Origin of the sequence: Blautia sp. Sow4_E7 (assembly GCF_052116245.1) — a bacterium.
GTDB lineage: Bacteria > Bacillota > Clostridia > Lachnospirales > Lachnospiraceae > Blautia_A.
On record NZ_JBQKLL010000016.1, the window covers coordinates 1 to 14,643 of the forward strand.

Annotated in this window: 10 protein-coding genes and 1 pseudogene; 6 read left to right on the forward strand and 5 right to left on the reverse strand. The window is 45.7% G+C overall.

Going from position 1 to position 14,643, the window contains the following annotated elements; genetic code table 11:
• The first annotated feature begins 372 nt into the window (after positions 1-372).
• Positions 373-1,341: an Rpn family recombination-promoting nuclease/putative transposase gene (locus ACTQ50_RS10615; protein WP_441484181.1), complete on the forward strand. Its 969-nt coding sequence runs from the start codon at positions 373-375 to the stop codon at positions 1,339-1,341.
• Positions 1,342-1,434: 93 nt separating this feature from the next.
• Here ACTQ50_RS10615 and ACTQ50_RS10620 read toward each other — a convergent pair.
• Both ACTQ50_RS10620 and ACTQ50_RS10625 read right to left on the reverse strand, forming a co-directional pair.
• Positions 1,435-1,704 (reverse strand): annotated as a pseudogene (locus ACTQ50_RS10620) (response regulator); the annotation flags it as partial.
• Between the two features lie 12 nt (positions 1,705-1,716).
• Positions 1,717-3,447 (reverse strand): ATP-binding protein, encoded by a 1,731-nt coding sequence (locus ACTQ50_RS10625; protein ID WP_441484182.1) that lies wholly within the window; start codon positions 3,445-3,447, stop codon positions 1,717-1,719.
• A gap of 144 nt (positions 3,448-3,591) precedes the next feature.
• Between ACTQ50_RS10625 and ACTQ50_RS10630 the strand changes: the two genes are divergently transcribed.
• From ACTQ50_RS10630 to ACTQ50_RS10645, 4 genes are all read left to right on the forward strand, one after another.
• A complete protein-coding gene (locus ACTQ50_RS10630; protein WP_441484183.1) occupies positions 3,592-4,275 on the forward strand; it encodes a hypothetical protein in 684 nt (227 codons plus the stop codon).
• A gap of 28 nt (positions 4,276-4,303) precedes the next feature.
• A complete protein-coding gene (locus ACTQ50_RS10635; protein WP_441484184.1) occupies positions 4,304-4,543 on the forward strand; it encodes a hypothetical protein in 240 nt (79 codons plus the stop codon).
• Between the two features lie 93 nt (positions 4,544-4,636).
• Positions 4,637-5,011, forward strand: a complete 375-nt coding sequence (locus ACTQ50_RS10640; RefSeq protein WP_441484185.1) for a hypothetical protein — start codon at positions 4,637-4,639, stop codon at positions 5,009-5,011.
• Positions 5,004-5,204, forward strand: a complete 201-nt coding sequence (locus ACTQ50_RS10645) for a hypothetical protein (protein WP_441484186.1) — start codon at positions 5,004-5,006, stop codon at positions 5,202-5,204. The genes ACTQ50_RS10640 and ACTQ50_RS10645 overlap by 8 nt, the downstream gene beginning before the upstream one ends.
• Positions 5,205-5,215: 11 nt before the next feature.
• Here ACTQ50_RS10645 and ACTQ50_RS10650 read toward each other — a convergent pair whose 3' ends face one another.
• From ACTQ50_RS10650 to ACTQ50_RS10660, 3 genes are all read right to left on the reverse strand, one after another.
• Positions 5,216-6,799, reverse strand: a complete 1,584-nt coding sequence (locus tag ACTQ50_RS10650; RefSeq protein ID WP_441484187.1) for a glucose-6-phosphate isomerase — start codon at positions 6,797-6,799, stop codon at positions 5,216-5,218.
• A 375-nt stretch (positions 6,800-7,174) separates the two neighbouring features.
• On the reverse strand, positions 7,175-9,859 hold the full coding sequence (locus tag ACTQ50_RS10655) for a heavy metal translocating P-type ATPase (protein ID WP_441484188.1): 2,685 nt from the start codon (positions 9,857-9,859) through the stop codon (positions 7,175-7,177).
• Between the two features lie 137 nt (positions 9,860-9,996).
• On the reverse strand, positions 9,997-10,380 hold the full coding sequence (locus ACTQ50_RS10660; RefSeq protein WP_295307829.1) for a metal-sensing transcriptional repressor: 384 nt from the start codon (positions 10,378-10,380) through the stop codon (positions 9,997-9,999).
• Positions 10,381-10,772: 392 nt separating this feature from the next.
• On the opposite strand from ACTQ50_RS10660, the gene ACTQ50_RS10665 reads away from it, so the two are divergent.
• The gene (locus ACTQ50_RS10665) at positions 10,773-14,594 is read left to right on the forward strand and encodes an Ig-like domain-containing protein (protein WP_441484189.1); all 3,822 of its coding nucleotides are present in this window, start codon (positions 10,773-10,775) and stop codon (positions 14,592-14,594) included.
• Positions 14,595-14,643: the final 49 nt, after the last annotated feature.

The following is a 14,643-nucleotide window of genomic DNA, read 5'->3' on the forward strand; positions in this document are numbered from 1 at the left end:
AGTGAAAAACTCCAATCTATCAAAAATCGCATGTGAATTATAGTGAATTACTCCAACTCGCAAAGGGCTGGGGTAATTTTATATCTGACCGCATTATTATTTGGCGGTTACTTACATTGTAGTGAAATAAGGTAAAGAAACAAGCTTTTGGGGCAGTCTTTTGGGACTGCCCCTGTTTTGAAATATGTACTCTGTTGTAATAAAATTTCTTAAATTTCTATAAAACTTATTAAATAAAATTCATACTTCTGGAAAATATTTTTCTTTCAAAAATGAACAGGACGTGTTATTATAGATACATCATAAGAGTTTCAATTCTATATAATCTACATAAGCTCTTCTGAAAACAAATCTTAAAAGGTGGTGAAGTCCATGGGAAAAAAGGATATCATCACAAAAGAGTACATGGAGGACACAGAAGTTTTTGCGGATGTGTTCAACCATATGATCTACCAAGGAGAAAAGGTTATTGAGCCTGAGAAGTTGAAAGAACTGGATACGGCAAACGTGGTAATTCCGCATGGAGCGGATGGGGCTGAGGTGCCCTATCAGAAGTACCGGGATATTTTTAAGGTGCTTTGTGCCATGGAGGATGAAAATGCGGTGTATCTGCTCCTGGGAGTAGAGAACCAGTCTAAAGTGCACTTTGCAATGCCAGTGAAAAACATGGTTTATGATTCGCTGGGATATACAGCACAGGTGCAGAAAGCAGAGGCATCTCATAGGAAAGCGCGGCAGGAGAAAGATCCCAAGGAGAAGAAACCGGATTCCGCAGAGTTTCTTTCCGGTTTTTATAGGGAGGACAGGCTGCTGCCGATTATAACAGTCGTTGTATATTTCGGAGCCGATAATTGGGCTGCGCCAAGATCGCTGCATGAGATGCTGGTGGTGCAGGATGAGGAGATTCTAACGCTGGTTCCAGACTATCGGATCAATCTGATCGCGCCCGCAGAGCTGAGTGAAGAAGAACTGGAGCACTTCGCCTCCAGTTTCCGTGAAGTGATGCAGTTCATTAAAGCTTCCATAGACAAGAAAAAGATGAAACAGCTGGTGGAAGCAAATGCCGCATTTGAAACTATGGACCGGAAAGCTGTCCGGGTAATGGAGGAGATGACAGGAGTGAAGTTAGAAAGAGAAGAAAAGGAAGAAAAAGTGAACGTTTGTAAAGCGTTTAGGGATATAAAAGAAGAGGAAAGGGCTGAAGGAAGAAACGAGGGCAAAGAATGTGAGCAGCGACTTACGAAATATCTTTTGCAGGACAACCGTATCGAAGACTTAAAGCGTTCTCTTGATGACGAAGATTTCCGAAGTAAACTGCTTAAGGAGTACGGAATAGAGTAACGGTTATTTTGTACGAAACAAAGAGTAGAAGTTAATGAAATCCCGGTTTCCTCTCATTTGAAGAAGATGAGAGAAACCCGGGATTCTTTTATATTATTTATGGAATTTCTCCAAAATCCGTATCAGCTGCTGCTCCTCAATAGGCTTGCCGATGTGCGCATTCATCCCTGCGTCTTTGCATTCCATAACACTCTCAGGAGAGGTCTGGGCGGTCATGGCAAGGATTGGGATGCTCTTGGCATCTGGATGGGAGAGTGCCCGGATGGTTCTGGTGGCGGCAAGGCCGTCCAGAACAGGCATCATAACGTCCATCAGGATCATCTGGTAGGTGCCGGGAGCAGAACTCTGGAATTTCTCTACAGCTTCCTGTCCGTTTCATGCCTGATCCACTGTGGCCCCGCAGTCTGTCAGATAGAATGCTGCAATCTCCATGTTAATATCATTATCTTCTGCCAGGAGAATGTGCATTCCGGCAAGTGGAGAGGCAGGAGCACCAGGCGCAGCGGAATCTGATCCAGTGGAGCAATCCGCAGTTGGTACATCTGTCAAATCTTGAGGCCGTTCACTTCCAAAAGAATTAGAAGAGCTGCCTGAACTGGAACCAGGGGAACTAAGGCTGTGATCACAACTCTGGACGTCGGAAGCCTTGCTGGTATCCACCTCAAACTGAATCCGGAATACATAGGTAGTTCCCTCATTCAGAACACTGTGTACTTCAATCTCTCCGCCCATTTTCTCCACCAATGACTTTACAATGGACATTCCAAGCCCAGTTCCTCTGTACTGGGTGCGGGCATCCGCCTTTTCCTGGGTAAAGGGTTTGAACAGCTGATTCTGAACAAAATCTTCGCTCATTCCAATTCCGGTATCTACGATCTTGAACTCAAAAACCGTATTCTCCCCATCATAAGACAATTCTTTTGCATAAGTGTCAATGGAGCCATCTGGTTTGTTGTACTTAATGGCATTGCTGAGAAGATTCAGCATGATCTGGCGAAGCTGGAGCGGACTGCCGATAAGGTCGGTGTGAATCACATTCTCCCGATGCCTGCGATGGCAGATATTGCTCTCTATCAATTGTCCGTCTATCAGGGCTGCCACCTCATCCATCAGATCTTTCAGATCAAAGGATTCTCTTGGAAGTACCGTGTCAGAATCCTCCAGCTTGTTCATATCCAGTACATCATTGACCAGAGCCAGCAGATGTCTGGTAGAAAGATGGATCTTATTCAGGCAATCATCCACCTGTTCTTCATCTTTACGGTTCTTGTTGATAATCTCCAGCATTCCCATAATTCCATTGATGGGAGTGCGGACATCATGACTCATACGGTTCAGGAAAACGGTTTTTGCCCGATTCTCAGAATCCGCTTTTTCCACAGCCACCTGTAACCGTTTGTTCTCTTCCCGCTCTTTTTCATGGAAACGGGAGGTGTTTTTATAGAGGATGATTCCATGTACGATCCGTGTTTCCACATGGGTGCGGCTGTCGTACTGGGTGTCCTGTGACATAAGTACTGTCTTCTGAAGCCAGGTAGGAGTACCGGAAGCATTGATTTCCATATATTCCACAGTGATCTGTTTGGAACCCATCTGGAAACGTTCCAGAAGCTTCTGGGAAGAGTCCACGATCCGGTAAGTCTCCAGGGTATCCTCTGTGACAAAAGCGCTGCGCTCCTGACAGTAAAGGTCATAGGAACAGGGAGTCTCTACCGGATTGTCGAACTCTTTTAGATCCGTGTGATAAAAAACGTTTTCCAGTGTATCGTGTGTCAGGTCAACGGAATAGATCACCTGGGCATTTTCCATCAGCGCATCTACATAGCTGCCATTTTCCAGAATGGACTGCTTCATCTGTTCATAATAATGAAGCAGCTGCGCCTTTTCATTGGGGGCGATTGGATCCTCCTTGGTGTGGAAATTCTCGAAGCCAAGAATGAAATGGTGAAGCCGTCCGTCCGGTGTGTCATTGGAAAAGAGGGCGGTGATACGTCCGTAATGGGTGCGTCCATCCTTTTCATACTGGAACGGAAGCTCCAGGGAAGTCTGCTCTTTATTAAGATGCCCTCCCAGGTAGTCTGCCTGAAGCTTTTCCCACAGCGCCATACGGGTGTCATCTGTGGAAAGCTCGTGGACGATCTGCTCTACGGCACCTGAGTAGCTTCCGTCTTCCGCAAGGAAAAATCCGGAGCTGGCACGAAGGACATCATACTGATCCAGCAGTGCATCGCAGTAAAGGCAGGCAGAAAAATGGAAATTCTGTTACTTAATAAAATCCAGAAGCTGGTAGTGAAGGTTCTGTTTATCCTGTGCTTCCTGGATCTTCGCCTGGTTTTTGTCAATGTACATGTTCTTGTCTGCATACCGGACAATTTACCGGTTACAGACCAGGTCCGTTCCACGGAGGACTGGCATCAGAAATTTGCGGATAAATTTACAGATACCGTAGTGGCAACGGACACCTCTTACACCAGTCCAAATTTGTCTATTCAGCTTTCTTATAACAGTTATGACACTGGAAAACTGGATTATTCCAACTTTGGAAAGCACTTAAAATATGGGACTAAGACATCTTATGTGCTGGCGGACATCTATGTGGGAGATATCAGTCAGCTGAAAACGGCTTTTGCCCAGGACACTTATGGTGTGGGGTATACAGAGAAGCTGTCTGATATGTCGGACAGAATGAAATCTGTGCTGGCGGTGAACGGAGATTCCTACAGCAATGACAGGCACAAGGACAATGGTACGATCATCCGAAACAGCGTGATCTACAGAAGCCAGCAATCGGCAGCGGAGACCTGTGTGCTGAGCAAGAAGGCTTACAACCTGGACGGCGGGCATTGTTCGTTCATGACTTTTAATGGGACAACAGCCAATCATCCCTATAAACCGGAGCATGAGATCTCGGATGGGATTTTTATTACAGAGTAGGGCTCAAAAAAGCAAAGGAGGAATTACAATGGAGCGGGTGAGAGGAATTTTGCTTCACATCAGTGTGGTGTGCAGCCTGATCTGCATTACAACGAAAATATTGGATTATTATAATCCATATATGGACTTTTCCGGGAATACAGTTGGGTTCCAATTTGTTTTATACGTGGCGGTGATCGCACTGGCCGTTACCAGAACCTATAAGACCAGACAGAAGAAAAGTAAAAAGACACATTACAAAATGTTAAATAATTTAAAATACGTTTAACATTAACAACACACAGAATTTAACATAGATGGCTATAATATCTCTCAGAAAAGAAAAAATGAAGGATGTTTTTGAAGCAAGGGGGCTTCTTTTATGAGAAAGATATTACAGAGAAATGAGAAAGTAGAACTCAATAATTTTATAGAGGAATTTGTAAAGGCAAGACAGAAATATTTTACACCAGGTCAGGAATGGTTGGAGGCAGATCTGTCACAGGAAAAGATCAGCGTGTATATGGATAAAGCACAGCTGGAAAAAGACCTGGATGAGCTTGTGAAAACCAGTCTCATGTATGGAAAAGTACAGAATCTGGTAATGAAGATCCAGGTGAAGAAGACTGCAGATGGTGCTGAAATCTGTTTCTCAGATAATGGAGCTGGAAACTGGAGAAATAAAAGCATTTGTGTAACAGGAAAATCTGGCAGAAGCCTGGAAGTGAAGAAAAACTGGGGCGTACAGGTTGCCTGAATGTAAAGGAAATTATGAATTGCGGATCGCAGAGGAATGTAGGGATACAGGAATCTGCGGTCCGTTTTTGTGTTGTAAGGACGAGACAAAAGCGGTTCTTCGAGTTTTATTCGTTATCGTGGGAACGATCAAGGTTTGGCTCGTTGCATGCGAAAATAAAAACGGCAGCCCGGAAATTCCCGGACTGCCGTAAATCTTCTATAATTAGATGTTCAGAAGATCACTGAATACCTTCAGTGCACCGTCTGTATTGTGTGCAAGTACACGTTTCGCAAGAACTTTACCAAGCTGAACGCCTTCCTGGTCGAAGCTGTTCAGGTTCCATACGAAGCCCTGGAACATGATCTTGTTCTCAAAGTGAGCAAGTAATGCGCCAAGGGAAGCAGGGGTAAGCTGCTCGCCGATGATGATGCTGGATGGACGTTTACCTTTGAAGTTCTTATTCAGGTTCTCATCCTCTTTACCGCAGGCAAATGCTACGATCTGAGCTGCAACGTTAGCACAGAGCTTCTGCTGGCTGGTGCTGTTCTCAATGTCAACGTCTACGCCAAGCTGGCTGTTCTTGAAGCCGATGAACTGAAGCGGGATGATGTCAGAGCCCTGATGTAATAACTGGTAGAAGGAATGCTGTCCGTTGGTTCCTGGCTCACCGAAGATAACCGGTCCTGTCACATAGTTCACTGGCTCACCGAAACGGTTGACTGTTTTACCATTGGACTCCATATCACACTGCTGAAGGTGTGCCGGGAAGCGGCTTAATGCCTGTGAATATGGAAGAACAGCTGTGGAAGGATAGCCCTGTACGTTTCTCTCGTAGATACCGATGAGAGCGTCCAGCATATCCGGGTTCTTCATAAGGTCGCGGTTGGTTGCAAGCTGATCCTCAGCTGCTGCGCCGTCAAGAAGCTGTGCAAATACTTCCGGTCCAAATGCCAGGGAAAGGATTGCGCCGCCTACACCGGAAACGGAAGAGTAACGGCCGCCGATGTAATCATCCATAAAGATGGCGGTGAGGTAATCCTCGCTCTTTGCAAGAGGAGATGTCTCGCTTGTAACGGCAAGCATATGTCTGGAAGGATTCAGGCCTGCTTTTGTGAGGGCATCCTTTACAAATGCTTCGTTGGTCAGAGTCTCAAGGGTTGTACCGGATTTGGATACAACGATGAATAAGGAGTGTGCAAGGTCTACAGAAGCAAGGACTGCAGCTGCGTCATCCGGGTCAACGTTGCTGATGAATTTCGCTTCCATCTTGAAGGTGTTATTGGCCTTCGCCCAGTTTTCCAGTGCGATGTAAAGGGCACGAGGACCAAGGTCGCTTCCGCCGATACCGATCTGTACAACGGTGGTGAATTTCTCACCAGCTTCGTTGGTGATCTCACCAGCATGAACCTTATTTGCAAAATCAGCTGCTTTCTTCTGCTGGGCAACGTAGAATTCACGCTTGTCTACACCGTCTACAACAACCGGGTTACCAAGCTGTTTACGTGCAAGGTGATGAAGGACCATACGGTTCTCTCCGGTGTTGATCACTGCACCATTGTATAATTCCTGGAACTTGTCGATCAGCTGTGCCTCGTCAGCCAGCTTCGCAAGTGCGGCTAAAACGGTTTCGTCTACTTCTTTGGCTGCATAGTTGTAAGAAAGACCTGCTGCCATTGGTGTACTATAATCAGCTACACGCTTGCCACCTTCTTCACCAGACAGAGCTGCTGCAATGTCTACGTGATCCTTAAGTTCTTTCAGCTCGTCAAAAGAATCAAGTGTGTCAAGATTTTTCCATGTTGCCATAATATAATTCCTCCTTTAGATGGTTGAGATGATAGCTGCTGCCCACAGTCGGATCAGCGGCTGCTTATGCTCTCAGAGGAGTCTCACTGTGAGACTCACATTAATGCCATTATACTGAATAAATTACAGAATTTCAATGCAAGGATGAAGATTCTTGAAAAATTAACATTAACATAGGAAAGAACAAGGGCGATATGAAAAAAAGAACATAAAACCTGACAAAAGCAAAAGTGGGAAGTCTGATTAAAGATAAAATATAAAAAAGCCAGTCGGCAGAAGCACAAAACTGTCTCTGCCGACTGACGGATCAGACCGTTGCAATGAGATTTAGAAATCAACTATTACGCATTGGTCAATTAGAAGATGAGAACCTGATTACTCCTGAGTAATTCCAGTTACTTCATAACCAGCATCTTTGATCACCTGGCGGACTTTGTCTTCGTCTACTTTTTCTGGTGCTGAGAAGATGGTGGTTCCGGCATCGTGGGAGGATACAACATCCTGTACTCCAAATGCTTCCTGGATTGCTTTGTTTACATGTGCTTCACAATGTCCGCACATCATTCCTGTTACATTTACTGTTACTTTTACCATGGTATGACTCTCCTTTTTGTTATTATTGTTATTAATATCGTCGCACTCGTTGGAAAGGGTGCAGCTGTTATTAATCGCTTTTTCTGCTCCTGAAGTTTTATCTGCATTGGATGATTTAGAGGAATCGGCAGATGGTGCTTTAACGGAACCGGTAATATTTGCAGAATTTGATTCTATGGAAACAGGATTCTTAATTTTCTTGTCTTTGCTTGCATCATGGATTTTAAACAGATTCAGTCTCAGTGCATTGGTGACAACGCAGAAGCTGGAAAGGCTCATGGCAGCAGCACCGAACATTGGGTTCAAGGTCCAGCCGAAAATCGGGATCCAGACACCGGCAGCCAGCGGGATGCCGATTACGTTGTAGAAGAATGCCCAGAAAAGATTTTCGTGGATGTTCCGAAGGGTTGCGCGGCTCATACGGATGGCAGCTGGCACGTCGGAGAGCTGGCTCTTCATAAGAACTACATCTGCGGCATCAATGGCTACATCAGTTCCGGCACCGATGGCGATACCGATATCTGCTCTGGTAAGGGCCGGAGCATCGTTGATTCCATCGCCCACCATGGCTACCTTGCCTTTTTCTTTCAGGAAGCGGATGACACTTTCTTTTCCATCCGGAAGGACACCTGCAATAACCTGGTCAACTCCGGCCTGTGCGCCGATAGCTCTGGCAGTGCGCTCGTTGTCACCGGTAAGCATAACTACATGGATGCCCATATTCTGAAGCTCTTTGACTGCCTGGGCACTGTCTGGCTTAATTACGTCAGCAACTGCAATGATTCCAAGAAGCTTTCCATTCTTTGCAAAGAGAAGGGGAGTTTTTCCTGCTTCGGCAAGCTTCTCGGCCTGGTGCATAAGGGAAGGGGATACAGACACCAGTGTGCTGATATATTTCATGCTGCCGCCGATCAATGTGGAAGCGCCAAGCTTTGCAGAAAGTCCGTTTCCCGGAAGGGCCTGGAAATCTGTGACTTCCTGGGCAGTAAGGCCAAGGGTTGCCGCTTTTTCCAGGATGGCTTTTGCAAGAGGATGCTCGCTTTTTTTCTCAAGGGCGTAGGCAAGGGTGAGAAGATCGTTCTCGGATATGCCATCGGCGGGAAGAATATCGGTAACCTCCGGCTGACCGCTTGTGATGGTTCCGGTTTTGTCAAGGGCAACGATCTGGACCTTTCCAGCTTCCTCAAGGGAGACTGCGGTTTTGAAAAGGATACCGTTCTTGGCACCCATTCCGTTTCCTACCATAATGGCAACCGGGGTGGCAAGACCAAGGGCACATGGGCAGCTGATGACCAGAACGGAAATTCCTCTTGCAAGGGCATAGCCGAATTCGTGGCCTGTGAGCAGCCAGATAATGGTGGTCAGGACCGCAATGGTAATAACGGCTGGTACGAAAACGCCGGAAACACGGTCTGCAATCTTGGCAATAGGAGCTTTGGTGGCTGCGGCATCACTGACCATTTTGATGATCTGGGAGAGGGTGGTGTCTTCGCCAACGCGGGTAGCTTCACATTTGATAAAACCAGACTGGTTGACTGTGGCTGCGGAGACAAGATCTCCGGCAGCTTTGTCAACGGGGATACTCTCGCCGGTAAGGGCGGATTCGTTGACTGCACTGGAGCCTTCGATGATCACGCCGTCCACCGGGATGTTTTCACCAGGGCGGACAACGAAGGTATCGCCTTTTACAACCTGGTCAATGGGAACAGTGGTTTCCTGGCCGTTCCGGATGACAACGGCAGTCTTGGGAGCAAGCTTCATAAGACCTTTTAAGGCGTCAGTGGTTTTGCCCTTGGAACGGGCTTCCAGCATTTTTCCAACAGTGATCAGGGTCAGGATCATGGCTGCGGATTCGAAATAGAATTCCATCATGTAGTGCATGACAAGCTCGGAATTTCCGTCAACCTGGGCTCTTGTCATGGCGAACAGGGCGTAGACACTCCATACAAAGGAGGCCATGGAGCCAAGGGCTACCAGGGTGTCCATGTTCGGGGAGCGGTGCCACAGGCTTTTGAAGCCGCTGATGAAAAACTTCTGGTTGATGACCATGACGATTCCTGCAAGAAGCAGCTGCACAAGTCCCATGGCGATGTGGTTGCCATCAAACCAGGCTGGCAGCGGCCATCCCCACATCATGTGTCCCATGGAGAAGTACATCAGCACCAGAAGAAAGCCTACGGATGCGATAAGACGTTTCTTCAGGATTGGGGTTTCGTGATCTTCCAGGGCTTTCTCAGCGTCGGAAACGGATTCCTTCTGGCCGGAAGCACCTTTTAAGCTGCAGCCGTATCCGGCTTCTTCTACAGCTGAGATAATGGCAGAGGCTGGGGCGGTTCCTTCTACGCCCATGGAGTTGGTAAGCAGGCTCACAGAGCAGGATGTAACACCCGGGACCTTGTTTACCGCTTTTTCCACACGGGCGCTGCAGGCCGCGCAGCTCATGCCGGTGACGTTGTATTGTTCCATAACAAATTTCCTCCTTCTAATATGGTACTCCGATACCTACGGACTGCTCCGCACTTTTGTGCTCCCGCAGTCCTGCACAAGCTAAAATGTCTTTTCGTGCAAGCACGAACGACATTTCACTTTGCAATCCTGGTATCTCATTTCATTAATTTCTGCAATGTTGCAACCAGCTCATCAATGGTTTCGTCCTTGCCCTCACGGATATCTCTTGCAACGCAAGTACGGATATGGTTGGCGAGCAATTCCTTATTGAAGGCATTTACAGCGGCATTTACAGCGGCAGACTGGATCAAGATGTCGTTGCAGTAAGCGTCATTCTCCAGCATTCCTATAATGCCCCTTATCTGGCCTTCAATACGTTTCAGGCGGTTCACAAGCTTCTTGCGTTCTGCCTCGGAACGGTCGGTGTGCTTGGTACAGCAGCAGGAACAGACCTTCTTGGTGGGTTCCTGGCTGGAAATATTCTCCGTATCAGCTGCTGGCTTAGTGCAGCAGTTTTCAGATTTATGTTCAGCTGTCATAGGCAGTCTCCTTTCTCAATATACCCCTTGGGGGTATCACTTGATGAAAACAATATATACCCCATGAGGGTATTTGTCAACCCCGATTTTATAATTTTTTAATGTTTATAAATTGGGGGATATTTGGGAAAAGTAATTGATTCTTTGGATTTTTTATAGTATCATAAGAAATGATAAAAAAGCACATTTAAATGGAATGCGGTTTATCTCCGCAGCGGCGTCCTTGCCACCGTAAAGTCGGGTCTTTTTGAATGTGTCTTATAATGTAGGCTGTATCTCAGGGGCGTTGCAGCATACATTAGATCCTTAATACAGATGGCAATTGCCAGATGCATTAACGTTTACCTGTACCCTCTTGTATAAGAGGGCTTTTTTTATGAAGGAGGAAGAAAATGAAACAAAGAAGAACAAAAATTTTGGCTCTGTTTCTTACCGCTACGATGGCAGTTGGCTCCCCGGTCACTGCTTTTTCCGTAAGCGCAGAAGACTGGGCATCCGCCGATGAGATTGCTGGTTTTGAAAGCGATTGGGAAAGCACTGATACCCAGGAGTCTGCTGATGATTTTGCAGCTGTGGAAAGTGAAGCAGCCCCTGAAGCTTCCAGTGATGCTGCAGTAGATGATTTTTTCAGTTCAGAAGACGGATTTGCAAGTGAGGTAACAGAAGAAGCGGCTGGTGAAGCTGTTGGAACAGAAGCAGTAGAAACCGGTCTTGGAGAAAAGACGGAATTTGCAGACGGAACCTATGTGCCAGATGACTTTTCTTTTTCAGGCGGAACTGGAAAAGTTACCATTACCTGCCCATCTATTGTGATCGAAAATGGTGTTGTTTATGGAAATATTCTGTTTTCCAGTAAAAAATACACACAGATTAAATTGAATGGGGAAGTATATCCAGTACTTTCAACAGAGGATGGTTCTTTGTTTAAAATCCCGGTAGTACTGAACCAGGATATGGCGATTGCGGCAACAACCGTGGCTATGACTGAGGCTCATGATGTTGATTACACTCTGAAGATTACACAGGATACCAGCAAGTTTACTCCGAAACCTGAGGAGAAAGCAGATTACACAGCTGTAGATGCTGCGCTTGCGAAGGTTCCGTCAGACCTTTCCATCTATACTGAGGAAACTGCAAAAGCAGTCACAGATGCAGTTGCAGCAGTTCAGCGCGACTATGGAAAGTCCAGACAGGCTGAGGTTGATGCAATGGCTTCTAAAATTGAAGCAGCAGTTGCTGCCCTGGTCAAAAAAGCAGTAGAGCCTACAGAGACAGAGCTGGCAATTACCAATAATACTGCAATGTTTAAAGCACAAAAGGCCGTTCTTCATAAAGATGAAAACGGAACCAGCCTTATTGTAACTTTAAGTGGATCTGGTTATCACTATCTGTATAAGGGTACATATGAGGAAGCAGTTGCAAACGGCGACAACAGAGCCAACTGGTGTGCAGGAACTTTGGTAGATGGCAAATGGCAGTTTACCATTCCGGTAAGTGAAGGTGAGACAAAGCTTGCACTGGTAGCAATTTCAAACAGCTATCTTACCAAATACGAGCAGGGCTTAAATACACTGGAGAGAGCTTTCTATCCGAGACAGGCTGTGATCGATTATGACGCAAAGACTCTGGTAACAGGTGATTTTGATCATACAATTGATCTGACTGTAACCAATAATGTGAAAATGTTTAATGTAGCTGCTGCAGCATTACATACCATTGGTGGTCCAACTTCCAATAATTATCAGGAAATTTTACAGCTGACAATGGGAAGTGACAGCTTCGACCAACTGTATGTAGGAACCGCAGCAGAGGCAGCTGCAGCAGAAAGTACAATTGCGATCACCAGCCGTAAAGCAGATGTTGTGGTAAAAGCAAATGCCATGGGCGGAAGTACAGCTGTAGATTACCTTGATAAAGCAACAACTTTAGCATTCCATTCTGCAAAAAATGAAAAATGGTATGAACGAGTTTTCACAGTAAGCAAAACAGGAAAAACGGTTGTGGTTGATCCAGTTCCGGTACCTGCAACTGGTATTACACTGGATGCTTCTGAGAAATCTGCTTATGCAGGAGAGAGCTTTACCCTCACAGCAACTGTAGAGCCAAAGGATTCCACAGATAAGGCTGTATGGTCCAGTGACAAGGAAAATGTTGCAAAAGTAGATCAGAATGGTACGGTAACTGCTGTGGGCGAAGGAACAGCTGTGATTACTGCAAAAGCTGGAAATTTCAGTGCGCAGTGTACAGTAACGGTAAAGAAAGGCTTCTCCATTGGAGTAAAAACCTATCTTCTTGATGAAAACGGGGCAACTCCTTCCAGGCTGACTGGTGTAGAAGTTACTTTAACTGATTCTGAAGGAAATGTTCTGAAGGAAACAAGTCAGAATACTACTACTTTTTCATTTACAGGCATAGATGCAACAAAAGAATATACACTGAAAGTAGTCAGAGATGGCTGCTATGTAATTGATGGAAAAACAAAAGAGCCAGCCGGATATTTTGTTTATACCACAAAGGTTACAAAAGAAAATGACGGTGCTTCCTATTCTGTTTACTTTAAGAAGGATGCGCTGATTGCAGCACTTAAGAAAGCTCCGGCAGATTATTCCCTTTATGATGAGGCGTCTGTACAGGCTGTGAAAGATGCTATTGCAGCAGCAAATCCTGATGAGACAGATTTTGCAAAGAGAGATGAAGCAGCGGCTAAGATTGAGGAGGCAGTCAGCAAACTGGTTCTGAAAGATGGAAAATATGCTGCAGCAGCAGAACCAGGAGAGAGCAATGCCGGTTTTGAGGCAAAGGACGTTGTGATTTTCACAGAAGATGGCGTACTGAAGGCAAGCTTTACAGGAACTCAGCCAGTTTACAAGAGGCTGTATCTGGGAACTGCTTCCGAAGCGAAAAAGGCAGTGAAGAGTGACACAGAAGATCCAAAACTGATCCAGGGTGTTGCAGTAGAAGAGGCTGATGGAAGTACTTCTTATCGTTTTACAATGCCAATTCCGGCATTAAATACAAAGGTAGAATTTGTTGCAAATAGTGGTACAGGTACAAGATGGCTTTCAAAAGCTCTTACATTTACTACTGATAAAGTGACGAAAGGTATTACCCTTGATACAACTGAGGAAATGCTGAATGTAGGTTCTGAGAAAGCGATCACAGCTACTGCAGCTGCTGATTACAGCACAGGTAAAAAGATCACATGGACTTCCAGTGATGAAAAGGTTGCGACTGTAACAGATGGTACAGTAAAAGCAGTAGGAGAAGGAAAAGCAGTGATCACAGCACAGGTTGGAGAGTTTACAGCAGAGTGCCAGATCACAGTTCATACTTATGAAACCCTTCCGGCAAGAACTGCAACCTGTACAAGAACCAGTCTTACAGAGGGCCTTAAATGCTCTGTATGCGGTGAGATCCTGAAAGCTCAGGTGGAAGGTCCGGCACTTGGACATAAAGAAGTAGTTCTTCCGGCTGTGAAAGCTACCTGTACCAAGGATGGATGGAGTGAAGGTAAGAAATGCTCTGTATGCGGTATCATCCTGAAAGCCCGCAAGCTTGTAAAGGCAAGCGGACATAAAGAGGTTGTGATCCCGGCTGTGGCAGCAACACAGGGACATACCGGACTTACAGAAGGAAAGAAATGCTCCGTATGCGGTGAGATCCTGACAGCCCAGAAAACCACACCGGCACTTCCAATCCTTGTTGCCAAGGTAACTGTAAGTGCGAAAAATTCCGTAAAGGTAGCAGCAGGCAAGAAAGTACAGCTTCAGGTGAAAACAGCTCCTTCTAATGCAGACAACAGCGCGGTAACCTGGAAATCCAGCAATACCAAGGTAGCAACTGTCAATGCAAAAGGCGTTGTAACTATGAAGAAAAATGCTGGTGGAAAGAGCGTTGTAATTACCGCAACTGCAAAAGACGGCAGCAAGGTATACGGTTCCATTAAGCTTACCTGCATGAAGGGCTATGTGAAGAAAATCACCATTTCCGGAAAGAAAACAGTCAAAAAAGGAAAGACCCTGAAGCTGAAAGCAAACGTTACAGCATCCAGTAAGGCAAACAAGAGCGTGGTATGGAGCTCCAGCAATACCAAGGTAGCAACGGTATCTTCCAAGGGTGTTGTGAAAGGGAAAAAGAAAGGTACTGTAACAATTACAGTCAGATCTCTTGACGGAACCAATAAGAAGGCAACGATCAAGATCAAAGTAAAATAAGTAAAAATGTTTAAATGCGATAATATCTGAATTGCTTTAAAATGGTCCA

Excerpts from the sequence above, each read along its gene's own strand:
- ACTQ50_RS10615 (WP_441484181.1), top strand. The coding sequence starts at position 373 with ATGGGAAAAAAGGATATCATCACAAAAGAGTACATGGAGGACACAGAA.
- ACTQ50_RS10625 (WP_441484182.1), bottom strand. The coding sequence starts at position 3,447 with ATGGCGCTGTGGGAAAAGCTTCAGGCAGACTACCTGGGAGGGCATCTT.
- ACTQ50_RS10630 (WP_441484183.1), top strand. The coding sequence starts at position 3,592 with ATGGAAATTCTGTTACTTAATAAAATCCAGAAGCTGGTAGTGAAGGTT.
- ACTQ50_RS10635 (WP_441484184.1), top strand. The coding sequence starts at position 4,304 with ATGGAGCGGGTGAGAGGAATTTTGCTTCACATCAGTGTGGTGTGCAGC.
- ACTQ50_RS10640 (WP_441484185.1), top strand. The coding sequence starts at position 4,637 with ATGAGAAAGATATTACAGAGAAATGAGAAAGTAGAACTCAATAATTTT.
- ACTQ50_RS10650 (WP_441484187.1), bottom strand. The coding sequence starts at position 6,799 with ATGGCAACATGGAAAAATCTTGACACACTTGATTCTTTTGACGAGCTG.
- ACTQ50_RS10655 (WP_441484188.1), bottom strand. The coding sequence starts at position 9,859 with ATGGAACAATACAACGTCACCGGCATGAGCTGCGCGGCCTGCAGCGCC.
- ACTQ50_RS10660 (WP_295307829.1), bottom strand. The coding sequence starts at position 10,380 with ATGACAGCTGAACATAAATCTGAAAACTGCTGCACTAAGCCAGCAGCT.
- ACTQ50_RS10665 (WP_441484189.1), top strand. The coding sequence starts at position 10,773 with ATGAAACAAAGAAGAACAAAAATTTTGGCTCTGTTTCTTACCGCTACG.